General features: G+C 65.5%; 17 protein-coding genes and 1 pseudogene. 6 read left to right on the top strand and 12 right to left on the bottom strand.

Annotation, left to right across the window (positions count from 1 at the left end; all coding sequences use genetic code 11):
* Positions 1-207: pseudogene (locus G6031_RS18670) on the bottom strand (GIY-YIG nuclease family protein); the annotation flags it as partial.
* An 85-nt stretch (positions 208-292) separates the two neighbouring features.
* On the bottom strand, positions 293-3,034 hold the full coding sequence (locus G6031_RS12070) for an ATP-dependent DNA ligase (RefSeq protein WP_182653382.1): 2,742 nt from the start codon (positions 3,032-3,034) through the stop codon (positions 293-295).
* A gap of 505 nt (positions 3,035-3,539) precedes the next feature.
* Between G6031_RS12070 and G6031_RS12065 the strand changes: the two genes are divergently transcribed.
* Positions 3,540-5,873: a hypothetical protein gene (locus tag G6031_RS12065; protein WP_182653381.1), complete on the top strand. Its 2,334-nt coding sequence runs from the start codon at positions 3,540-3,542 to the stop codon at positions 5,871-5,873.
* 561 nt (positions 5,874-6,434) lie between these two features.
* Here G6031_RS12065 and G6031_RS12060 read toward each other — a convergent pair.
* The 4 genes from G6031_RS12060 to G6031_RS12045 form a co-directional block, all read right to left on the bottom strand.
* Entirely contained in the window at positions 6,435-7,085 is a 651-nt protein-coding gene (locus G6031_RS12060; protein ID WP_347238488.1) for a hypothetical protein, read from the bottom strand.
* 147 nt (positions 7,086-7,232) lie between these two features.
* Positions 7,233-8,132 (bottom strand): hypothetical protein, encoded by a 900-nt coding sequence (locus G6031_RS12055; RefSeq protein WP_179523338.1) that lies wholly within the window; start codon positions 8,130-8,132, stop codon positions 7,233-7,235.
* A gap of 369 nt (positions 8,133-8,501) precedes the next feature.
* Positions 8,502-8,975, bottom strand: a complete 474-nt coding sequence (locus G6031_RS12050; RefSeq protein ID WP_182653380.1) for a hypothetical protein — start codon at positions 8,973-8,975, stop codon at positions 8,502-8,504.
* A gap of 463 nt (positions 8,976-9,438) precedes the next feature.
* Positions 9,439-11,028: an IS1182 family transposase gene (locus G6031_RS12045; protein ID WP_182653379.1), complete on the bottom strand. Its 1,590-nt coding sequence runs from the start codon at positions 11,026-11,028 to the stop codon at positions 9,439-9,441.
* 269 nt (positions 11,029-11,297) lie between these two features.
* On the opposite strand from G6031_RS12045, the gene G6031_RS12040 reads away from it, so the two are divergent.
* The 4 genes from G6031_RS12040 (at position 11,298) to G6031_RS12025 (ending at position 15,080) form a co-directional block, all read left to right on the top strand.
* Entirely contained in the window at positions 11,298-11,975 is a 678-nt protein-coding gene (locus G6031_RS12040; protein WP_182653378.1) for a VTT domain-containing protein, read from the top strand.
* A gap of 167 nt (positions 11,976-12,142) precedes the next feature.
* Positions 12,143-13,069, top strand: a complete 927-nt coding sequence (locus G6031_RS12035; RefSeq protein ID WP_182653384.1) for a TIGR03560 family F420-dependent LLM class oxidoreductase — start codon at positions 12,143-12,145, stop codon at positions 13,067-13,069.
* 102 nt (positions 13,070-13,171) lie between these two features.
* Positions 13,172-14,269 (top strand): hypothetical protein, encoded by a 1,098-nt coding sequence (locus G6031_RS18930; RefSeq protein ID WP_241737324.1) that lies wholly within the window; start codon positions 13,172-13,174, stop codon positions 14,267-14,269.
* Positions 14,250-15,080: a hypothetical protein gene (locus G6031_RS12025; RefSeq protein ID WP_182636574.1), complete on the top strand. Its 831-nt coding sequence runs from the start codon at positions 14,250-14,252 to the stop codon at positions 15,078-15,080. The genes G6031_RS18930 and G6031_RS12025 overlap by 20 nt, the downstream gene beginning before the upstream one ends.
* 116 nt (positions 15,081-15,196) lie before the next feature.
* Here the strand turns inward: G6031_RS12025 and G6031_RS12020 are convergent, their stop codons facing one another.
* The 4 genes from G6031_RS12020 to G6031_RS12005 form a co-directional block, all read right to left on the bottom strand.
* Positions 15,197-16,456 (bottom strand): cation:proton antiporter, encoded by a 1,260-nt coding sequence (locus G6031_RS12020; protein ID WP_182653377.1) that lies wholly within the window; start codon positions 16,454-16,456, stop codon positions 15,197-15,199.
* A 214-nt stretch (positions 16,457-16,670) separates the two neighbouring features.
* Positions 16,671-17,213 (bottom strand): DNA starvation/stationary phase protection protein, encoded by a 543-nt coding sequence (locus G6031_RS12015; RefSeq protein WP_182653376.1) that lies wholly within the window; start codon positions 17,211-17,213, stop codon positions 16,671-16,673.
* A gap of 163 nt (positions 17,214-17,376) precedes the next feature.
* Positions 17,377-18,564: an FAD-dependent oxidoreductase gene (locus G6031_RS12010; protein WP_182653375.1), complete on the bottom strand. Its 1,188-nt coding sequence runs from the start codon at positions 18,562-18,564 to the stop codon at positions 17,377-17,379.
* Positions 18,561-19,466, bottom strand: coding sequence for a DUF1295 domain-containing protein (locus G6031_RS12005; RefSeq protein ID WP_182653374.1), 906 nt, complete (start codon positions 19,464-19,466; stop codon positions 18,561-18,563). Before G6031_RS12005 ends, G6031_RS12010 begins: the two co-directional genes overlap by 4 nt.
* Before the next feature lie 382 nt (positions 19,467-19,848).
* Here G6031_RS12005 and G6031_RS12000 point away from each other — a divergent pair, with 382 nt between their 5' ends.
* The gene (locus tag G6031_RS12000) at positions 19,849-21,597 is read left to right on the top strand and encodes a hypothetical protein (protein WP_182653373.1); all 1,749 of its coding nucleotides are present in this window, start codon (positions 19,849-19,851) and stop codon (positions 21,595-21,597) included.
* A gap of 820 nt (positions 21,598-22,417) precedes the next feature.
* Here the strand turns inward: G6031_RS12000 and G6031_RS11995 are convergent.
* Together G6031_RS11995 and G6031_RS11990 are read right to left on the bottom strand one after the other, a co-directional pair.
* On the bottom strand, positions 22,418-23,101 hold the full coding sequence (locus G6031_RS11995; RefSeq protein ID WP_182653372.1) for a response regulator: 684 nt from the start codon (positions 23,099-23,101) through the stop codon (positions 22,418-22,420).
* Positions 23,098-23,841 (bottom strand): ATP-binding protein (locus G6031_RS11990; RefSeq protein ID WP_241737323.1); only part of this gene is annotated, 744 nt, incomplete at its 5' end. The genes G6031_RS11995 and G6031_RS11990, both read right to left, overlap by 4 nt.

The raw sequence follows: 23,841 nt of genomic DNA, 5'->3' as shown, positions 1-23,841 counted from the left end.
AGACGCGGAACCGATTCCCACCACATCACGGGGCACTATCTTGTCCGGATGAGCGGGGCCGGGGAGCTGCGGCAGTATCTCTGGGGCCGCCCACCACGCGTATAGCCCGGGTGCCGCGGGCAGCGTGGAGAGGTCGCTGAGCGAGTGGGTGGCGGAACCCAGGGCGGAGATAGTGGCGGCCGGGCTCTGGGGATCAGGGGCGGTCATGTGCGGGGGCTTCCCTTCCCAGCGCGGCGGGGTGCCGCGAACCGGTCAGGGCGGTCCACGGACGGCGGGCGATCGGGACCGTGCCTCACAGGTCCCCTGGCAGCTTGTCGCGCCGGATGTCCCGCCACGACGACTGCCGCAGCACCCCGTCCTCGGTGAACCCCTGGTGCCGGACCTCCACCACGAGCTTGGGCAGCACCCAGATGGCGTCACGACGGGCGTCGGACGGCAGGTCCTCGAGGAACGGACTCGAGCGGCGGCGCAGGGGCTCGAGCTCCTCGAGCAGAGCCTTGCCCTGTCGGTCGGAGAAGCCGGTGCCCACGCGGCCGATGTAGGTGAGCCCGGTCTGTGCGGGCAGCCCGAGCAGCAGTGAACCGAGTGAACCGGAACGCCCACCCTTGCCCGGTCGCCAGCCGCCGATGACAGCCTCGGTGGTGGTGAGCAGCTTCTCCTTGAGCCACGTCTTGGCCCGCCTGCCCGACTGGTAGTGCGAGTCCCGGCGCTTGGCCACGATGCCCTCCCAGCCGAACTCCTCTGCCTCGTCCAGTGCGCGGTCGCCGGGGCCGTCGAGAACTCCTGGTACGTGCACTCGCTCGACCTCTTCCAGTGCCGGAGTCAGCAGGTCCAACACCTCGCGACGCCGATCCCACCGCTCGCGGCGCAAATCCACGCCGTCGAGTCCCAGCACGTCAAAGACGAACAGGTGCACCGGGCCGATCGACGAGTCGTCACCTTCCGCGGCGGCCTGTTTGGCCAGTGCGGAGAACTCGGGCACGCCGTCCGGGCCCGGCACCACGAGTTCCCCGTCGAGCACCGCGGGTTTCCCGATCGCCTGCGCCAGCCCGGGGAAGCCGTCGGCCAGCCAGTCCATCGGGTTGCCGTTGCGGCTCATCAACCGACTCTGCCGGCCATCGGTCGCCACAGTCACGCGGTAGCCGTCCCACTTGCCCTCGAAGGCCCACTTGTCCTCGGGCAGGGACGTCACGGACCCAGAGGTGGGGATCATCGGCAGTGGGGGAGCGTCGGGGCGGCCGGCCAGGTCCGAGTCGCGGGTCGGCTCATCGCCCGAACCTCGCGAGGCTGGCTTGTTCGAGCTGCGGGTAGCCGCCTTGTCCGAGCCGCGGGAAGACGCCTTGTCTGACCCGCCGGAACGATCATCGTCCGTGGGATAAGACGACTTCGGGTTGTCGCGCCCGCCGTAGAAGGAGTCCGGCGACTGGTCCTTCATGTACTGCACGATCCACTGGTTCTTCTCGGCACTCGTGCGCACCAGCACGTACCGACCGGAGACCTTGTCGCCGTTGAGCCACACGATGATCTCGTCCTCGCGCCACTTCTCGCACTCGTAGGTGCCGCGGTCCCAGACGGTCATGGTCCCGGCGCCGTATTCGCCCTTGGGGATGGTGCCCTCGAACGTCTCGTAACCCAGCGGGTGGTCCTCAGTGTTGACCGCCAGCCGCCGGTCCTTGGGCTCGGTGGGCAGATTCTTGGGCACGGCCCACGAGGCCAGCACGCCGTGATGCTCGAGCCGCAGGTCGAAGTGCAGGCGGCGGGCGTGGTGCTCCTGGATCACGAAGATCGGGCCGTCGCCGTCGGAGCGGTCGGTGTCCACCTCACCGTCGAACGGCTCCGGAGTCTTGCGGCGATCGCGCTTGCGGCGGTACTCCTCGAGGCTGGTCACCACCGCATCGGCGTCGGTCGGTCCGGCGTCGCAGCCCTCCTCGGCCGCCGCGCGGGTGGAGTCTTCGCTGCCGGAGTCATCGCTGCCAGAATCGGAACCGTCGGAATCGGCGCCGGAAGAATCGGAACCGCCGCGCTCGGGGTCCCCGTCCTCTGATGACGACGACGAGCTCTTCTTGCTGCCTCCCGACTTCTTGGCCCGCGAGGCCGACGACTTCTTGGCGGCGGTCTTCTTGGCGGCACCCTTCGTGGACGCGCCGCCCTTCTTCGCCGGCCCCTCCAGGCCTTCGAGCAGGTCGCCCTCGGACTCCAGCCGCTTGAGCATCTCGTCCCAGTGCAGGTGCGTGAGCCCACCGTCGCCGAGTTCCTCCCACGACCGCGGGGCCGCGACCCACGGCTCGGCGCGCCCGCGCAGGGAGTAGGGCGCCACGGTGGTCTTGGCGCCGCTGTTCTGGCTCCAGTCCACGAAGACTTTCCCGTCGCGGATCGAGCGCTTCATGGTGGCGGTGACCAGGTCCGGCGTCTGCTTGGCCAGGGACTGCGCGATCTGCTTGGCCACGGCGGAGGCGCCCTTGGAAGAGACGGCCTTGTCCAGGCGGGCGTAGAGGTGGATGCCCTTGGATCCGCTGGTCACGGCGTAGGAGTCCAGGCCCGCCTCGGTGAGGAGATCTCGGACGCGCAGGGCGACCTTCGCCGTCGTATCCAGGTCGACGTCCTGGCCAGGGTCCAGGTCAATGACGATGCGTCGTGTCCGCCCCGGCTCGCCGTCGGACAGTGTCCACTGCGGCACGTGCAGCTCGAGCGCGGCCTGCTGGGCGAACCACGCCAGCGTGGCGGGGGAGTCGAGCACCGGGTAGGTGACCGTGCGGGAGGAGTGCTCGATCGCCACCCGCGACACCCACTCGGGCGCGTGGGAGGGCAGGTTCTTCTCGAAGAACGACTTGTCCTCGGTGCCGTCGGGCCAGCGCTTGCGCGTCACGGGACGCTGGCCGGCGTACGTCATGAGGTGCGGCGCCACGGCGAGGTAGTACTCCAAGACCTGGGATTTGGTGGTGCCGGTCGCGTCGTAGAGCACCTTGTCGGGGTGGGTGAACCGCACGGTCCGCCCGTCGACCTCGACCGACTCCTTGCCGCCCTTGCTCGCCATGGGTCCACTCTGGCACCGAACGGTTCAGATCGCAGCCGCAGACTGCGGCCATTGTTCGGGGTGGGGTGCCAAAGAGCGGTCGGCTGCGGCAGTGATGACGTAGGGCTACCTCGCAGTGAAGCGCGTGGGTGCGGGAAGTCACTGTGAGGATATTCCTCAAACCAGGGCAACATCTTGAATCGCCCGAGGCTTGCTCTAGACCGGACTGGATACTCGGGGATCTCTAAGAAACTCGAGCCAAGGTTTGGAACCGAGTCGGGGAGAGGCTTCGGAGTGCAATGGATCTCGGAGGCCCCCGCTGCCCCTTAGGCCGAGGTCCGCCTTCACGACGACGCAATCTTGTGGATCAATTAGTGCCAGATTGGACACCTCAAGTCTCATGAGTGTTCCCGCCACCTCATATTACGGCGACCCTATACAAGACCATGAGGGCAGGCCTATGATATTCAAAGCTGCTCAGTGATAGGGGAACTTCATGCCGGCACTCCCTCGGACAGCAGTCGTAGTGGTTCACGGCATCGGCGAACAGAAGCCGCTCGAAACCCTCTTGCGATTCGTAGGCGACGGTAGCGGATCGGGCATTCTTCCCCCGTCTTCGCGACCTCGTTGGTTCATAAACCCGGATTCGATCTCTGGCCGGACTTATTCCCGAAGAATTAGTGTTGATACGCGGAATGATCAACCTGAGCAGAGATATCCAATCCAGCCGAAGTTCCCTGCCGGTTCGACAAAATTCAAGAAAGTGGATTGGGCTCGAACTACAACCTTTTACGAGTATTACTGGGCGTACCGGTTCCGCGACACTAGCTGGAAGCACTTGATTGGCTGGGTCAGTGGACTAATCCTAAGGAGGAGTGCGCTAAAGAATCTTTCGGAGAACGAAACACTAATTGGCAACAAGGGCCGCGTTTACCGTCTGCTGGTTGCTGCGTTGATGCTGGTAGTTATTCTATTGGCACCCATTGGTGGCCAACTCTTCGTAAATCAGAATTATTTGGGAGTTTCCGATTTCGCGATTCGGGTCGGGGCGATTCTATTGGCCGTTTTGGCAACTGCGGGGTATTTCTGGGCGATCAATTCTGTGGGATTGATTTGGTACGCGCGCGGGTTGCTCGCTTGGGCCTTAATTATTGCTCTGATCGTGGTTGTTCTCGTTCCGGATTGGTCGACAGAGGAATTCCTGTGGGAGCGGCTACTATGGGCAGCACTCGTCGGAGTTGCTGCAGCTCTTTCCATGGTTATTGCCGCGCGCATTAAATCGAGGCAAAAGTCGGAGGACTCCGCCAGCGGCAGGAAGGAAACCTACGTGAGCGCCTCATCATTGCGACGCCGTTTGTTGTGGTACGGGTTGCCCGGGGCTATCGTCGTGGGTGCCTTCTGCGTTGCATTGTGGACTGCCTGGGTCGCTTTCCAGCCTCTGGCTGTAGCTACTTCGATTGCAGCACCTGTTGCGTCTATTCTTGCTACCACGATTTTGGCTAAGTTCCTGTTGGGCGGAGTTGGAGACGCGGCTCGGTACTTGTCCAATGAGCCAGACAACATAAGAGAGAGGGAAAAAATTCGTTCAGGGTTGGTAAGAATTCTTCGAACCCTCCACGAAGAAATTGACCCCACGACTGGCCGTCCCATGTTCGACAAGATAGTGCTAGTGGGCCACAGTTTGGGAAGCGTAATTGCTTACGATGCGCTGCATTCGTACTTCTCGGAAGTGTCGCGCAAACTCCCCTTGCCACTGGACGAAGGCCGCGACAAAGTAGGCCGCGATAAACGAGCAGAAGTAATTCAAGCAATTGAAAAGTTGCTGTATCTCGTAGACCCGCCAAGTCGCACGCACGAGGGCGCAGGCGCGGGAAAGGGTACGAGTCAGGACGCACACTCGGGGCTCACTAAGATCGCTGAGGGCGGGGCAGCTCTAGAGCTGTGGGTCGCTGCACAAAGGGATGTTCAAAGGCTGCTTCGTGACCGTCAAGATCTTGCAAGTAATCAATTGGTTAACTCAGATCTAGACGGCCGCTGGATTGTCTCGGACTTTGTCACACTTGGTTCGCCATTGGCGCACGCTGAACTGCTACTGGCCGACGGAGCAGGGGACCTTATTTTCCGCAGGAGGCGTCGGATTATTCCGTCTAACCCTCCGACTGTGCAAGTAACGGATCGCGGTCGGACTCGATATCGCAACACTGTTCGGTATGAGGTCAAGGGGCCAAAGATTCCGACGGCAATGCGAATTCATCATGCAGGAGTGTTTGCGGTAACGACGTGGACTAATATATATTTTCCACACGATCTTATTGGGGGCCCTGTCTGTACGGTTCTGGGTAACGGAATTCGAGATTATCGCCTGCCATCTGATGCCCGACCTCGTCCCTTTGATTTCCTTACTGCCTATCCCCATTCTAGCTATTGGCCAAGCGGAAAAGGGGTCAAACAGCAGGGGCTTGAGGTGTCTTTGGAGCACCTCAGGAAACTGATTTTGAGCACAAATAATGTCTTGCTTGTAAGTGGAGATTTCCCATCCCTTTGCGCCGCCAGAGGTGCGTTGGGCCGATATCGCGAGGCCGACAGACGAAGCCTGCCCGATTCTGGATCGTGCGTTGAAGTACGAATGTTGCAGACAGGCGGGTGTCCGGGTTCGAATGGGCGAGCGTGGGCATGGGCTGGTACCAAGAATTTATGGCCGAGCTATGACGCATACAAGCTGATCGAAATTATGGAACGAGAAGTCAGGAATCTGAGAGCGGCACAGCTTTCTGACGGGTCTTGGAAGTCAGACGGTCGAAATGAGGCCCAGCTCCGCTACCGGCTGACTGTTCGCTCGCAGGACAAGAGTGACTGCTGAGTCGAAAAGCCAGTAGATCGATGCATTAGCTAAATAGCTTCCCGGAGTTTGCCTTCGACTATCGCCAGTAGCCGGCGCACGGTTTCTATCGTGCGAATCCCTCTCAATAGATCGTCACGGTTCAAGCCAGTGCGTGTTTGGCGTGGGTCGACAACTGCGCGTTCCGAGAACTGGAAGTGCTGGTGAATCTGGATGGGTATCTGGGTCGCCGTGGGCGGATGGCCCGCGGCGAGGATGGAAGCACGGTCCAATCAACGTTGGTTTCGTCTCTATTCCGCTCCAATAGATTGGCATTGCTCCGAGGATATGGCCGGGTATGATGCGCTGGGAGCACGGCACCGTGGGGGTCGGGCGAGACGCAAGGCCAGGTGCACCCGGGGCAGACCGGGACCCTGGCCTTACGCATGCCGCCAGTCGGGCAGCCGTGGGTCTCTAGTTCCATTTTGAAGGAGCAGTGCGAGCGGTGAGGAACCCTACGGCGGTGCCGGCCACCGCAGCCGCGACCGGACCCCCGGCCGGAAACACGCGAAAGTCGTCGTTATAGGCGCGGGGCCCGAGCCCTCAGCTCCTCCGTCGGAACTGGTGGGCGGCGCGGAGGGCCGCGTCCACGTCGAGCTCTCTCCCGCCCAGGAGCGCCTGTGCCGTGGCGGCGCTGAGGTCAGGGCATTCGGCGAGCATCCGGTCTAGGCCTCGCGGGTCTGGGTCTGCCGCGGCAGGGCGACCCCCGATCGACATCGTGAGTTGGTCGAAGATCTGCTTGAGTACGGGCCGGTCGTCGAGTAGCGGCAGGTTCAGGGAGGTGAAGCCGTCGTCGCCGTCGTAGTCGGCGCGCGTCCACGTGCCGCCGTCGTACCCGTAGATGAATCCGATCCACATGCCGTGGGTGTCTATGCGCTCGAGGTAGTCGCCGATCGCGTCCGCCCACCACGGGGGGCAGCCGGCCAGGAGGTCGGTCTCGGGCTCGCCGAAGTACTCCGCGGCGGAGCGGAAGTACGTGGTGGAGTACTCGTGGTCGTGGCCGAGGAGCACTGCCCGCTGATCGCTGACAAACCGGATGTCGGCCCAGTTGCCGCCGCCGTCGTCGTAGTGCCAGGTGGAGCCGTCCGAGTAGGCGGACTCCGCCCACCGGGGCCCGTACGCGGCGAGCACCGCAGCCAGAGCGGACCACCTGGGGGCCATCGCGTCGGGGTGGGGAAGACCGATTTCTCTCACGAGACGATTCTGAACGACGGGGGACGATCGTGGACCGGTCACCTCAGATCTCGCCAACCATCATCAATCGCATCGCATCGCATCGCATCAATCGCATCGCCCGGTGGCGGCGGGCGAGCGGGGATGCCCTGTGAGGACGACGACGAGTCAGGTGAGCTCAACCGCTTCGACTCCATCGGCAGCGAGGAGCGCGTCGGCAGTTGCTCGATCGCACCCGATCACGGAGTACGCCCAGTCGATGTCGGTGACCAGGAGCCACTCCCGGCCGTCGGGCCACAGGGCATCGACGCCGCGGAAGCGGCCGGAGGAGAGGCCCGTCATCGCGGGGACACCGGTGACCGTGGTCTGGAGGACTTTCATGCTGCGCCCCAGCTCCACTTCGGGTGAGCAGATCTGGGAGGCAGGAACCACCGTGAGCTGCGGGTGGATCTGCGCGTCGGGGTCGCTGGTGTAGTACGCCACCGAGTGGTCGGGGCCCGGTCCGTAGGTGTGCCAGGCAAGACCTGAGGTCTCGAAGACCGCCCCGAACGCCTCCTCGGGTGTGGAGGTGTGGCCGGCGAGAACCTCGAAGAGCGCCCCGATCTCGGCAAGCCCTTCTGCGCCCTCGAGCGGCATCCCGAAACGGTCGTCGCAGGCATCGTACGGATCCTGAGGCGGGGGATCTCCCTTGGTGACGGCGAGGTCCCACCACATCGATGACGGCGAGATCGTCACGCCATTCGCTCTGGCGACCTCGGTCCAGGTGACGTTCCGCTCATCCGTGCGGGCTTGATGGCGGACCAAGAGCAGGGCCGGAAAACCGCAGTTCCCCACCGAGTCCTCGGCGAATTGCCCGTGCATCTCACCCAGTCCACGGTGCTGCCGGACCCAGTCGAGGTGGGGATCCCGGGTCAGGGGCCGGATCCCGCTACGGAGGAAGTGCTGCCAGTCCCGTCCCTCGGCCGCGAGGTAGTCGAGCAGGAGCCGGGTCATCCGGGCGGGCAGGTCTGACTCGATGCAGATCACCGCGTGGTGCTCGGTGTCCGATCGCTCGATCGTGAACGTCACTGTGCCCCCGCGTGGACGTCGAAGCGTCAGCTGCATGGGACCGCGGGACTGCACGGTGTACGGGCGCGCGAGGCGAGGGCGTCGTCTGCGGAGGAAGAAGTCGCGCCAGGTGCCGAACGGCCTCAGCGAGGGCGGTTTCTGCCGCAGTCGACGGGCACGCGTTCCTCGACCGGGCCACTGGACGGTGTCGCCCTCCCTAAGCGGAGGGGTCGGAGTCAGGCGGTACACGTGTGCAGCGTGAGGGTCGGCGAAGGCGCGGAAGCCGGCATGGAAGTAGGGGGATCCGATCAACGCGTCGGCCAGTGCTGGATCCAACGCCATCTCGACGCGATTAGTCGCCACGAGCGTCACAGTAGCGATGCGCCGGCGTCACCACCCGCCTGGAGGGATCCCGGTGTCGGACCAGTCGATTGCCGCGAACTGCTCGTGGTAGGCCTCGCGGTCGAAGACGAACGGTCCGAGTGCCTCGTAGTCCCACTCCCTGAATCCGTGCCGGAACCCGTGCCACACGACGACGTCGTCACGGACCTCGACCCGAGCTGTCAGGGGCCAGCAGTCCCAGGTCCCGCAGACGCACCCCAGCAGAACGGTGTCTCCGTCGCCGAAGCGCGAAATCTCGGGTCGGCCGAGAAAGTGCCCGGGACCCTTCACCTCCGCGACGAACATCGGGAGGTACGACCCGGCGGGGCCATCCGTCTTCCCCGCCCGGATCTCTGAGGCCTCGACGTCCCCGGCGTGATCTGCCAGCGGCCGCCCGTCGATCATCAGAGCGACGCCCTTGATGCCGGTCACCGTTGACGTGTCCAAGGGCTCCAGATAGGCATCGAGTCGATTCAGCGGCATGCGCTCACCCTATGCTCGCGGTCGCGCTCGTGAGGTTGCGGACAGCGTCGGTAGCCGAGACTCTCCCTTCCGAAATAGCGCGCCCGATACCCACCACGCCACCTCGTTCACCGGTGTGGTGTGCGCCACACCGCTGCTACCATCGGCCGGGCAGGCGCCAACGGCGCCACCTCACCACACGTACCCGCCCGAAAGGACGTCCACCATGGGTTCAGATGCACTCGGCTCGCTCGGCTCCCTCGCTATCGGATCGCTCGCGGCCCCTATTCTGGGATCGCTCGGCCTAGGAGACTGCTGAACAAGCTGTCTTGCTAGGGGCGCGGGATGCGGCTCTCTGTGGGTGAGGGGCCGGTTGGCCGGGGCGCGGAGTGCGGGGCTTGAGATATCCGGGGTCGGTGATCCGGTGGTGGTGCTCGTGGCGGGTCGTTCGAGCCTCTGCCCGGGGGCGGCCCTGACGTGCTGGTCAGGCCAGGGCCCAGGTTCCGTTCTGGTGGGTCAGGCCCATGGCGAGCAGTCGCCGCAGGTTGAGGGCGGCGACGCGGTGGTGGAGCCAGTTGTTGTTCTTGTCGACCCCGCGGTACGGCACGCGGCGAGCGCCTCGGGTGAGCCAGGCGATCGAGCGCTCCACCATGGGGCGGTGCTGTCGGTAGACGGTCTTGAAGTCCTCGTCACCAGCCCGCTGGCGGTGCTGGCGCTGGAGAAGGTGATGCTCGCCGAGCAGCACGCTGCGTCCCGTGGCCGAGGTGGTGCACCGCTGGCGCAGCGGGCAGCCGCGGCAGGCTGCTTTGAAGGTGGCGCGGCCGTGCACTGTCACCGTCCGCGTGATGTTGCCGGGGCAGGTCAGCGTGCCCGCCGCGGCGTCGAAGGTGAAGTCGTCGAGGGTGAACCCGTCCTCGACCGTAGGCCGTAGCGGCCACGGTTTGACCAGGGGCAGCCACTGCTTTCCCGCCAGGGCGTGGAGCATGTCGCCGCTGGCATACGCGGAATCGCCGAGCACTTCGATCTGCTCGTCGGCGCCGATGGTGGGATCGGTGGTGACCAGCTCCGCACCGACCGCGGCATCGGAGTTGGTCGGCCCGTTTGTTTTGGTCAGCGCGCACATGGTGGTCAGGCCGGTGTCGGGCTCGACCACGATATGGGCCTTGAACCCGTCCTGGCGCCGTTGCCGGGTCTTGTGCGCGTGCCGGGAATCAGGGTCCACGGTGGAGATCACTCGATCCGGTGCCGTGCGGCGGGCGATACGCCAGCGCCCGTCCGTGCCATCAGAGTCGTCGGCGGGCTCGACGTCCTGACCGGCCACCAGCGCCAACAGCGCCACCGCCTCGGCCGGTCTGCCGCCGGCGGCGGTGATCGCCTCAACATCCAGAGCCTCAAGCAGTGCCAGAGCGTCCGCGACCAGGGCAGAGACCAGCTCGTCGCGGGCAGCCTGGTCATCCCAGGCGATGCGGGGCTTACCGGGCGCGGTGTAGTCCTGCCCGCACACTGCCGCCAGCCTGGTGCACTCGCAGGCGATCAGTTCCTTCGCACCCGGCACCTCGCGGCCGACCCGACGGATCTGGGCGATGAGTTGGGTGATCGTGTCCTGACGGGCCACCGCGTCATCCAGGACCGTCGAATCCAGGGCGCGGCGGGTCTTGGTCTTGACCGCCCCGGTCTCGGCGATGACCTGGCGCACCACCTCGAAGATCCGCTGCGGTCGGTCACTGGCCGCCAACCGGCGCCGCCAGTAGGTCAACGTCGACGAATCAAATCCCTTCGCATCGACCGCATACCCGCATGCGGCCTTCCACCGCAGATCAAACGTCAACGCATCGACCGCCTCACGGTCCGAGTGGCCGAACAGCGCTTGCAGCACTATGACCGAGGCGATCACCTCACCCGGGATCGACGGCCGGCCCCGGCCCGAAGGAAACAGATCTGCGAACAACTCCGCCGGAAACAGGCGATCTCGATGCTCGGCCAGCAACGCGAACACGCTGCCGGGCTCGAGCAGATGCCCCGCCACCGACTCCACGTCCAGCAACTCGCGCTGCCGATCCGACTCACCCTGCATGACCCACATCATTTCAAGCCGGCACCAACACCGCAGGCGAGCCACCGCCTTTGTTCAGCAGTCTCCTAGGCGGTTTGCCGTACTACTCGCACACTGCGCGGCCCCGTCGGCCGTTCACGCCAGTAAATCTCTCGGCCACCCCCGGACTCTGGGCCGGTATTCTCCAACGGTTGCCGGCCATGCGCTGCACCGCGACCGGGCCGTGGACACCCGGCCCCGCGACCAGAGACGCTCGGCGGGCCCCGAGCGTGGGAGAAACGGACATCGATGTGATCACCCTTGCCGCGGCACCGTCGGTCGAACCCTCGGCCGAGTACAGCGGGTTCATCGGATGGGTCCTGAACCTCATGGAGACGCTGGGCGAGCTCGGCGTGGGCCTGGCGATCCTGCTCGAGACGTTCCTGCCACCGATCCCGTCCGAGGCGGTGCTGCCCGGGGCCGGGTTCCTCGCCTACGAGGGGCGGATGAGCTTCACCCTCGCCTGGGTGGCGGCCACCGCGGGCGCGCTGATCGGCGCCTGGATCTGGTACGCCGTCGGCGCCGCGCTCGGACGCGATCGCACCAGGAGCCTGGTGGGCAGGATCCCGCTGCTCGACTACGAGGACTTCGACAAGTCGGAGGCCTTTTTCCAGCGGTGGGGCGGCGTGGCCGTGCTCCTGGGGCGCTGCGTCCCCCTGGTGCGCTCGTTCGTCTCGATACCCGCGGGGATCAACCAGATGCCAGTCACGCACTTCACGGCGTACACGCTCATCGGATCAGGTGTGTGGAACGCCATCTGGATCGGCACGGGGTTCGCGTTCGGCCCGGCGATCAAGCCCGCGCTGGAGCGGTGGAGCGGGGTGCTGTCCAACGCGGTGGTGGTGATCATCGCGATCCTGGTGGTCTGGTTAGTGGTCAAGCGCGTACGGCGGCTGATCGAGCGCCAACGCGCCGTGAGCGTGCACTGAGCGCGCCTGTCTCGTCTCGTCCCCCCGACGCCTGGCACGCCTGATCGGGCGGAGGCATTCTGGACGTCATGTCAGTCGACTCCAACCAGCCCGCGCCCAGCGCCACCGCCGCGCCCAGCGTCACCGCCGCGCCCAGCGCCGCTACCGACCTGCCCTCTGACGGGAAGGTGAGCTTGCGCGTCTTCGTCGAACCCCAGCAGGGCGCCACGTACGCCGACCAGCTCGCGGTCGCCCGCGCGGCAGAGGACCTGGGTTACGAGGCGTTCTTCCGCTCGGACCACTACCTCAAGATGGGCGACGTCAGCGGTATGCCCGGTCCCACCGACGCCTGGCTCACCCTGGCCGGTCTGGCCCGGGAGACCAGCTCCATCCGGCTGGGCACCCTGCTGACCTCGGTGACCTTCCGCCACCTCGGCCCGCTGGCGATCTCGCTCGCGCAGGTCGACCAGATGTCCGGGGGTCGCCTGGACGTCGGCCTGGGCGCCGGGTGGTACGGCGACGAGCACACCGCCTACGGCATCCCGTTCCCGCCCATCGGCGAGCGGTTCGACATGCTCGAAGACACCCTCGGCGCTCTGCAGACGCTGTGGTGGACCCCCGAGGGGGAGACGGTCACGGTGCGCGGGAAGCGGACCGACCTGGTCGACTCGCCCGGCCTGCCCAAGCCGCTGCAGCAGCGACCGCCGGTGATCGTCGGTGGCTTCGGCAAACGCCGCACCCCCGCGCTCGCCGCCCGGTTCGCTGACGAGTTCAACGTGCCCTTCGCCGACGTCGACACCGTCGCGACCCAGTACCGCCGCGTCGACGAGGCGTGCGCCGAGCGCGGCCGCGCACCGGGGGAGATCGTGCGCTCGGCAGCCCTCGTGCTGTGCTGCGGTAGGGACGAGGCGGAGCTCGCCCGCCGCGCCGGCGCCATCGGCCGGGAGGTCGACGAACTGCGGGCCAACGGCGCGGCCGGAACCCCGGATCAGGTGGTCGACACCATCGGCCGGTACGCGGCGATCGGCGCGACACGCATCTACCTGCAGGTCCTCGACATGTCCGACCTCGACCACCTGGAGCTGGTCGCCTCGGAGGTTGCGCGGCAGGTGTAGGGGGAGGTGAGTCTCAACCGAGGAGCGTAAGGGGCCAGCGGCTGGACGGATTCAGCAAACTCCCGCCTTCCGTTGGTTTCGGAATGCGGCTATTCTCTGAACATGACCGTCGGCAGCACGCTAAGTTCCAGACCACTCTCGGAGGTGGAACTCGTCAACTCGGCGGCCGAAGCGCTCCGTGCGAGAGTCCCGGCTGAGTGGGAGATCGATGTAAGCCAGGCTGCTACATCATCGTCCCTTGGCGGCGCTGAGTCTCTGATGATCGTCGTAGCTCCTGATGGGAGCACCGCTAGGTTCTGCGTCACCGTCAAGAACGCCGTCGTAGCCCGAGACATACCGTCGCTTCGGGAGAGGTGTGGCGAGAGTATGGCCCAGGTGCCGAGCAGGGCGTGTCTGGTGGTGACTCGTTATCTCGCGCCTGCCGACCGTACGCGGCTCGACGAAGCGGGAATTTCGTACATCGACGCGACGGGAAATATGAGGGTCCGGTCCTCTTCTCCCGCCTTCTTCCTATCGGATCGAGGTGCCGACAGTGATCCCTGGCGAGGGCCGGGGCGTCCGAGGGGCACCCTGAAGGGAGAACCCGCCGCAAAGGTGGTCCGAGCGCTCGTTGATATCCCCGGCCCGTGGCGCGTGCGCGAACTCGCCGACATCTCTCGGGCCTCGGTGGGGTCGGTGTACCGGGTGATGCAGTTCCTCGAAGAGCAGGAGCTTGCCGAGCGGCTTCCCGACCGCCAGTTCCTTGTGCCCGACTGGGTGGCTCTTCTGCGCAGGTGGAGCGACGACTACCAACTTCTCCGGACCAATACGGTGACGCGTTGGATCGCTCCCAGGGGTTTGTCCGACCTTCTCGATACCGTGCGCGAGGACAAGGAAGCTGACTACGCGGTGACCGGGTCCGTGGCAGCAGCAGCGTGGGCTGCCTACGCGCCAGCGAGGTCGGCGATGGTGTACGTCCGAAACGCCGAGCGTGAAGCCGCGAAATGGGGGCTGCGTGGCACCGAAGCAGGAGCGAACGTGTTGCTGATTGAACCTAAGTATCCGGTCGTCATGGAGCGCGCGATGTCCGCACTAGAGGGACTCACCGTCGCGCGCCCGGCCCAGGTGGCTGTGGACCTCATGGCCGGGCCCGGACGGGCGCCCGCGGAGGCGAACGAGTTACTCGAATGGATGAAGGCACATGAACAATCCTGGCGGTGACGATGGCGACTTGATCGTCCGGGCGCGGTCGGCACTTCTGGACGCGGCCGAGGCATTGTTCGAGCATCGGGACTCTCTCGTCCTGATCGGAGCCCAAGCCGTCTACCTCCGGACAGGCGGACTACAGGTTGCACTCGCGGAAGCGACGAAAGACAGTGACGTCGCGCTCGACCCTCGCACCGTTGCAGACGAGCCCCTCCTCGACGAAGCCATGACGCGAGCGGGCTTCTACCGCTCCGATCAACCAGGATCCTGGCTCAATCGAGAAGGGATACCCGTGGACCTCATGGTCCCGGAAGAGCTTGCCGGCGGGGGTCCTCGAGGTGCCCGCGGTGCAAGAATTCCACCGCATTCCAAGCACGCAGCCCGCCGAGCCAGGGGACTTGAGGCGTGCATGGTCGACAACGATGAGATGGACGTACCCGCACTCGATCCGCGAGATGAGCGCTGGGCCCGCCTCCGGGTCGCTGGACCCGCAGCACTGCTGGTCGCCAAACTGCACAAGATCGCCGAGCGAGCCGATACCCCGCACCGACTCAACGACAAAGACGCACACGATGCCTACCGGCTCCTCCAGGCATTCGAGACACGTGACCTCGCCGAGGTGTTCTCACGGTTGCAGGCCCACGAGCTCTGCGGAGCGACCACAGAAGATGCGCTCAACTTTCTCGACAAACTGTTCGCCCAAAGTCCGGATGCTCTCGGACCGACCATGGCAGGTCGCGCCGAAGAGGGCATCGGGGAACCCGAACAAGTCGCCGTCGCTACATTCATCCTCGCGCAGGATCTCCTCGCTGCGCTGCGTGAATAGCCTGGCTCCGCCCCGTCACCGGCCGGGGCAGGGTGACCCGGCCGGTGACGCGCCGCCCGGCCGCCGTGAGCCAACCCGGGCAGCAGCAACTCGCCGCGGGCGCGCCGTTGCGTTGCTCAGCTCGCCGCCCGGGCCCGCCGGCGGTCCAGCGCGCGCATGACCTGGGACGCGCTCGCGCCGTGGAGCACGAGTGAGGCGATGATGACCAGCGACACCGCCGGCCACAGCGACCAGCCGTCCTCCTTGGGGAAGAAGCCCATCGCGTAGCAGAGGTAGAACAGCGAGCCCACGCCGCGGACGCCGAACACCGACACCACCATCCGCTCGTCGCGGCGGAGTTTGTGGTCCCCCAGGAGCGAGACCCAGGCGGCGATCGGTCGGACCACCAGCAGGACGCCGGCCGCCACCGCCACGTGGGTCCAGTGCAGGCGGGGGAGCGCGTCCGAGATGAACGAGGCGCCGATCACCAGCAGGACCAGCAGGGTGAGCAGGTGCTCGGTGTACTCGACGAACTCGTGGAAGTGCTCGTGGCGCTCGTCGTCACGCTCGGACGCGCGGACCCCGAGCGCCGCGCAGAACACGGCGAGGAAGCCCCAGCCGCCCAGCAGTTCGCCGACGCCGTACGCCAGCAGGAGCGTGGCCACGGCGGCGGCGGGCTCGGCGAATCCCACCAGCCGGTGGTCGCCCACCCGCACGCGGTAGACCGCGGCCCCGATGAGCCGGCCGAGGAGGTAGCCCACCACCGCGCCGATGACCGTCTTGCCCACCAGGTCCCACGCCACCCAGCCCAGGAGCCACTCGCCGGGATCCCCCTTGGTCGCCAGATAGATGGCGAGGTACACGAACGGGAACGCGAGGGCGTCGTTGAGCCCGGCCTCGGAGGTCAGGGCGAAGCGGGCCTCGTCGTGCTCGTCGTCGACCTCCTCCCCGGAGCTCGGACCCTCCACCTGCACGTCGGAGGCCAGGACCGGGTCGGTCGGGGCGAGCACCGCCCCGAGCAGCACGGCGACCGCGGGGGTCAGCCCCAGTACCCACCACCCCAGCACCGCCACTCCTGCGATGGACAGGGGCATGCCGATCGCCAGCAGTCGCCACGTGGTGGTCCACCCGCGCAGGCTCAGAGGACGGTCCAGTGCCAGGCCCACGCCGAAGAGCGCCACGATCACGGTGATCTCGGCCATCCGCTCGGCCAGCTCCGCGTGCTCGATCACGTCGACGAGCTGCGACTCGGTGGGCATCAGCCAGCCGATGAGCATGCCCACGCCCACCACCACGATCGGCGCGGACAGCACCCGCTCGCGGAGCAGGCGCGGGAGGAACGACCCGATGAGCAGGGCCGCGCCGATGACCGCGAACATCAGGTCGGTATTGGGCACGCAGTGAGTCTGGTCGCCCCCGGGTCCCCTGCGCCACCGCTGGCGTCAGCGCCCGGCGTTCACCGTCTGCGGCGCCCGGCTGCGTACCCCCACCGCGACCCCCGCGGCCGTCCTCGCGGCCCGGCACCCTGCCCCGACGACAGACGACGGGCCGGACTCCCAGGTGGGGGAGTCCGGCCCGTCGGTTCGTGCTGGAGGGGTCAGCCGCGTGCGATCACGCCGTGGCGTCGCGGGCCGCGCCCTTCTCGGTGGCGTCGTCGGCGGTCGGCAGTGAGCCGGAGGCGTTCTCCAGGTGGGCGCGGACGAACCACTGGAACTTCTCCAGTTCGGCGGTCTGGCCGATGAGGATGTCCTCGGTCACCGGGTCCACCTCGCCGGCCACGGCGATGGCCTTGCGGTGGTCGCCGATCATCCCGTCGTACACCTTGTCCAGGGCACCGAGGTGCGCCTGCGCGGTGTCGCGGCCCAGCGAGTAGTCGTCCCACGAGCGGTGGTCGGCGTTGGCGCCCATCGTGCCCACCGGCGAGCCGCCCAGGGTCGCGATGCGCTCGGCCAGCACGTCGGCGTAGCCGCGGACCAGCTCGACCTGCGGATCGAGCATCTCGTGCACCGAGATGAAGTTGGGGCCCACCACGTTCCAGTGCACGTGCTTGAGGGTCAGGTGCAGGTCGTTGCACGCCGTGAGTCGCTTCTGGAGCGTGTCTACGAGCGTCGAGGAATCAGAGTTGGACAATCCGGGAACAGTGAATTCAGGCATGCTTCGAACTTAGCGCCGCCGCCGGGACCGTGCGACCGCACGACCCGACGTGCAGGTCAGAGCCCATGCGCCGGGTCACAGGCCCTCGCCGCCCGGTACCGGAACTCACCGACCCTCACCGACTCCCACCACGACTCACTGGGTCCGCCGAGCCCGCCGGCACTCACCGCCCCCGCCGGCGCACCCCGCCGTAGATCACCTGGTGGGTGATGAGTCGTTGGAGCACCACGTCGGACGCCGGGGCGGGGACGCGGACACCCCGGCCGGGCGGGGTGAACACGATGAGTCCGTCGCGCAGCGGGCCGAGCACCGAGCCCCAACGGCGCTTCGGTGGCCGGTAGTCGCGCAGCGGCCTGGCCTCGAGGTGCGCGCGGATGTTGCGTGCGACCAGGAGGTGTCCGCGGTTGCGGGCGGAGGTGCGCAGCGGGTCGGTTGCGGCCACATCACCGACGGCAAAGACATCGCTGAACCCGGACACCCGTAGCGTCGGCTCCACGCGGACGAAACCCCGGTCGTCGAGCATCTCCGCCGGCAGCCACGCGGTGTTGGGCGTGACGCGGCCGATGGCCCAGATCACTACATCTGCTGTGGTCGGTGCCTGACCCGTCGTCCAGCTCACGGTGGCGCTGGTGAGGTGGTCGTCGTCGTCATCAAGGCCGTCGCGGCTCGCACACCCGCCGTCACCGTTCCCACCCGGAAGCTCCGCGCGGTGACCGGGATGCAGGCCGACGCCCAGGTCCTCCAGGCGCGTGCGCACCCGGTCCCAGACGAGGTCGTGGTGATGGGGGAGCGCCCGCTCGCCGGGGAAGTAGACGTCCACGGTCTTGGCGGGCCAGCGTTCGGCCACCTGCGCGGCCGAGCTCAGGGCCGCCGCGCCGCCGCCGATGATCGCCACCGTGTCCGCGCCGGCGATGCGCTGGTGGGGGAGGGAGATGTCGGCGTCGACGCCGCGGGAATCCTGGAGGGTGGGGTGGCGCCAGAACCCGTTGGTCACCCCGGTGGCGATGACTAGGGCGTCGTACGGTTCCTCGGCGACCGTGCCGTCACCCGCAGTGCCGTCACCTACCGCGCCGTCCGCGAGCCTCACGCGCACGATCCGGTTCTCGGTGTCGAGGGCGGTCGCGCTGCCGTGCACGATGCGGACATGGTCGAGGCCGCGGAACCTGCTGTAGGCGACGCGGTAGTCGCGGGTCCACGCCTCCGGCCGCGCCAACCGCAGGCCCAGTTCCTGGCCGCTGACGAACTCCGGCTTGGCGGTGATGCCCACGACGTCGCCGAGTCTCCGCAGGGCGATCGCGGTGAGGACCCCGGTGTCCCCGAGGCCCACCACGACGATCCGGGGGCGGCTCACGCGGAGGTCGTGGTCCGGCTCTTCTCCTGCGGGCGCTTCCTGGGCGGGCGCGGGATGAACACGGACACCCGCTCCACCACGCGGGCGTACTCGGGTCGCCGCTCCAGGCTGCGCTGCTCCATCATCGGGATGCTCACGCCGAGGAACATCGCCACCATGGCGAAGGTGCCCACGAACACCCACCACGCGCCGGGCCAGGCCGCGAGGCCGAACAGGCCCATGGAGAACCAGATCCCGCATTCGCCGAAGTAGTTCGGGTGCCGGGACCACGACCACACGCCGGTGTCCATGACCTGCCCGGGAGTGCGTGTGGCGATGAAGCGGTGCATCTGCAGGTCGGCGATCGTCTCGAGGGCCAGCGCGGCCAGGCCGACGCCGAACGCCACGAAGTCCAGCCACCCGAGCGGCTCACCGGCCCGCGTCGCCACCACGTAGACGGGGATGAGTCCGGCGAAGACCTGCAGGGTCGGGAAGACGTGGATGCCCATGAGGTCGGCCACGAACTCGAAGCGGCCGGCCCGCTCGCGGACCATCGGGTAACGCCAGTCCTCGTGGTGCATGCCGGGGAAGGTGCGGATCCAGTTGGCGGTCAGGCGCACGGCCCAGGCCAACAGCACGATCATCATGAGCCACCAGCGGACGTCGTTGACGCCCGCGTCGGCGGCGATCCACCAGTAGAACGCCAGCAGCGGCGGGATGACCGACCAGAAGGCGTCGTAGAAGGTGGAGTTCCCGTAGAAGCGGCTGAAGGCGAAGATCACGACCGTCGCGATGAGGTCGGCGATCAGGCCGTCGAGCCACAGCTGGCCGCTGTCCAGCCCCCACAGCAGCCACGCCAACCCGGCGCCGATGGCGATGACATAAGCGATCCCGACCCGCAGGAGTGACGCACCTTGACTCATGTCAGGCAGGGTAATGACCGTTCTGCGCGCGGACCTGCGGAACGGTGAGATGCGGTGTGGGACAGCAGAACCTGCTCTCGCGGGCGGTGAAGGTCCAGTAACGGCCGGTCGCTCGCTTCTTGGCCGCTGCTGGTCGAAGGGAGGGGAGCGCCATCATGTCGAGGTAGGAGTCGTTCGTCTCGAAGTCGCTCGCAGCAGAAGTTCAGCGAGCCGCTCAGGTGCAACTGGAAGAGCCAGTGCGGCAACTGGTAGGCGCCGATGAATCGATGACACTGCTAGACAGAGGGTGCTCGTTTTCGTCCCAATCCGTGTAGGAATACGGTTACTATCCGGTAGGAACCGGTAGATGCGCGAAAGGCTTCGGGCTCAATAAAGCCGTTGCGTGTTAATTTCTGAAAGGCTCGGGATGACGCATCGTCTTAGAAGACTTGAGAGTTGGCTAATTGATGGCCGTTGGATTTTTGGTTTTATCGTCGTTGCAATAATCGCCTTCATGTTCTTCTTTGATTGGTACGGCCTCACTGCAGCCCTCATTATCGGACTGGTCGCACTGGCTGTGTCCGCTTTAATCGATGTTGCTGCGGACAGCTCATTGTGGCAAAGAAAAGAACCTCCTAGTGACACCCTTCGGCTTGAATGCGCCGATTACGTGGACGGAATAGACGACTGGATCAAGGAAATGAAGAAACAGACCGACGATCCCCGATTCGAGCGAATATTAAAGTCCGCTCCTGCAATCTTGGCATCCTACTACCAGTACACAGCTCGTCTTCGTCACGAGGTCAGCCATGCAGACGGATTGCTGAAGCATCGTGTTTCGAGAATGATCGAACGCCAACTGTTGCAGATTGACGCGGGGGAAAGCAATGACGGCAACATGCCAATTGTCGGTGTCCACTGGTTGCGCCGCGGAATACTAAACTCGAGTTTGCGTATTTCTATCGACGGCCTTCCAGTGTCTCCACAGTCGGTCCGGCTCACGGACCTAGCGATGGCGCAGATTATGGTGCTGGAAATGATAGAGATCCTTGGGAAAAACCCGGATCTACCCGAGGGATCAACGTTGAAACCTTGGCAAGTCTGGCCTCATTTGACGATTGCGATCGCGGAGGGGCGAGACTTCGCAATCGGGGTCCCAGAGATCGTCGAAGAGCGTTCGTTACGACGCTGGATTGAAGGAGAATTGGCTCGATCTGGCTACTCTCGCGCGGAACACTTCGGAACATGGCTACGTTTCCTTGAGTTGTATCGTCCAATTTGTGTAGAATTAACCAATTCCACAATGGATCATTGGAACGTGGAAGTGGAGTACATTTCTGAACCGAGGACGGAGGATCGGGGGGTATCCGAATCTGCGCGCCGACTGCTTGGCGTGCATCCAAAACGCGTGGTGGAGCAGATGCCGAGCCTACTTGACGCAAGAAGTGTCTACTTCACTTACTCGATCCCGTCAAAGATGTATCTTCGTTCAGTCGGGCCGCCCGAAAGCTCTAAACCGAAAGACTCAGAGCGGGGGAGCGATGACGCCACATCGGTCCGCGTCGTCGTGGAACGAAAGAGTAGGGAATCGGTTGGGTTCAGTCTTTGCTATCCGAGGGCTAGCGATTACTCCCGGGATGGTCTTAAAAATAGCTACGAGTCGATCAAGGCCAGATTTGAACTAAGCGAAGTGCCCCCAGGCCTTCTTGGGTGGACTCTTGTTGCAGCTGTTTACACTTTTGTTGTGGTGGTTCTGTCGCATAGGCTGTTTGCCGCTTCGCCGGACGGTCTCGAGGGATCTGGTATTGCAATATTGGTAGGGGCTCCTGCTGTTCTTGTGACGCTGTTGGTCGCCAGAATTCACTCTGACATGATTTCGCGGGCCTCATTTAATGTTCTGTTGGTGACAGTTCTAACTCTAGGCTTCTGTTCGGTCGCGTTGGCCCTGAGTGCCTGGTTGGTGGTGGGAAGGAATTCTATTAGTATATTTAATCTAGATGTCTGGAGGCTGCTTGAAGGTGGTTCAATTGCTATAGTATTCGTGGTTTTAATGATGATCGCACGGCGAACGATCCGATATGTATGTTCGAGTGGGCACCCAGCACAGGTGGAGCATGATCTGAGCCTCCAATCTGTGAAACTATCGTCTTAGCGGCCTTCTGCCTGCGAGAACTTGATCGGTGGCGCAATTGTATGCGAATCACTAACCGGAAAGTACTTTTCTTAGCAGGGGGGTTATGATGTGGAAACGAAGTGATAAGTGTGTCTACCAGATATTTGATTTGCCGAACTTGTTTCCTATTCCTATCCCTCTAGAGGGCCAGCTGTTCACGGACCCATGGGATTCAGACCGTCGTTGCAGCAAATTGCTGACTCTCATAGAGGGGGCTGAGTCTATACCTCGAGTAATTGAGGGGGACTCATGGAAAGCTAGGTGACTTTGGATAGTCACGCGGGCTGAAGGGCCCTGTGGTTGATGATCGATTCGAGTTGGTTAGTGATGGATCTGCCTTGGCGGTCCTTTCGTCTGCCGCGGTGGCACGTGCCTTAGGCCTGGTGCACGGTGGCGGCCCGGAGTTAGTTTCTAGCCGCTCAAATATGCCGGTCAAGGACGTCGTTTCCACAGGGTCGAGGAGTGTCTCTGCACCATGGCGTCATCCAAACGCGGACCGACCCTGAGCACTCTGGCGCCTTTGCAGGGCGAAGCCGTGTCATTCTCTTGGTAGCTTTCGACGTGCAGTCGAACATCCGACGCGGTGTGCAATTTAGGCTGAGACCTCGTTAAGAGTGGCAGCCGCTGGTTCAGTTCTCTAAGCAAAGCTCCGCATAGACTTGCCCGTTTGCGATAGCTGAGACGACGTTTTTGAAAACGGGGTACATCTACTTCAGCTCCTGCTGCTAGGTGTGCGCCCCGCGAGTATCAGTCGGCCCCGGCCCCGGTGCCGGCTCACGGCCCCGGCCGCGCCCCCGCCTCACGGCACGAACCGGTACCCGCGCCCGGGTTCGGTGACCAGATGCCGGGGCGCGGCCGAGTCGTCCTCGAGTTTGCGGCGCAGCTGGGCCATGTAGACGCGCAGGTAGTGGGTCTCCTTCTGGTACCCCTCGCCCCAGACCGCGCGGAGGATCTCCTGCTGGGTGACCAGCCTGCCGGGGTTGCGCGCGAGGATCTCCAGCACGCCCCACTCGGTGGGGGTGAGGTGCAGCGTCTGGCCGTGGCGGGTCACCGTGGAGGTGCGGAAGTCGATGGTGAACCCGGGGGTCTCGATCACGGCGTCGCCCGGTGAGTCGTCCCTGCTGGCCCGTCGCAGGGCCGCGCGGACGCGGGCGAAGAACTCGTCCATGGCGAACGGCTTGGTCACGTAGTCGTCGGCGCCGGCGTCCAGTGCCCGGACCTTGTCGGAGGAGTCGGGGCGGGCGGACAGCACCAGGACCGGGGCCCGGGACCACCCCTGCAGTCCGTGGAGCACGTGGATACCGTCGAGGTCCGGCAGGCCCAGGTCCAGGATGATCAGGTCGGGGTCGCACTCGGCGGCGCGGGTCAGGGCGTCGGCCGCCGTCTCCGCGGTCACCACGGTCATGCCCCGGGCCCGGAAGTTGATGCGCAGGGCGCGCAGGAGCTGGGGGTCGTCGTCCACCACGAGCACGGTCGGGGTCACGTGGACGCACCTCCGGCATCCCGGCAGGCGGGCAGGTCCACTTCCACGGTGGTGCCCCCGCCCGGGGTCTCGTCGATCGACACGGTGCCGCCCATCGCCTCCACGAAGCCCCGGACCACCGAGAGTCCCAGGCCGATCCCGGAGGATGCGTTGGTGTCGCCCTCGCGGTGGAACGAGCGGAGGACCGCCTCCCGTGACGGGGCGGCGATCCCCTCGCCGTCGTCCGCCACGGCGATGAGCGTCCGCGCCCGACCGGTGTCCCACAACGTGCGCGCGGTCAACCGGACCGCCGACTCCGGGGCGTGCCGCAGCGCGTTGTCCAGCAGGTTGGCCAGGACGCGCTCCAGCAGGCCGGGGTCCGCCCACACCGTGGCCCCATCGGTGTCCACGGTGACGCGCTGGCGGTCGGACTTGCGGCCCACCGTCGCGGTGACCAGGGCCGTCACCGCGGTCTCCTCCACGTCCACCTCCCGGGGGGAGGGGTGGACGGCGCCCGCCGCCAACCGCGACGAGTCGAGCAGGTTGTCCACGAGCGCCGCCAGGTGGTCGACCGACTCCTCGACGGTCGCCAGGAGCTCGGCGGTGTCCTCGGGGCCGAAGTCCACGTCCCCCGACCGCAGCGAGGAGACCGACAGCTTGGCCGCCGCGAGCGGGGTGCGCAGGTCGTGGCCCACGGCGGACAGGAGCGAGCGGCGCAGGCGGTCGGCCTCCGCCAGGGCCTGGCTGTCGGCGGCGGCCCG

It is taken from the genome of Dietzia sp. CQ4, from assembly GCF_014145125.1.
GTDB classification, from domain to species: Bacteria; Actinomycetota; Actinomycetes; order Mycobacteriales; family Mycobacteriaceae; genus Dietzia; species Dietzia natronolimnaea.
Note: the sequence above shows the minus strand (reverse complement) of the source record. Positions and strands in the feature narration are given on the sequence as shown.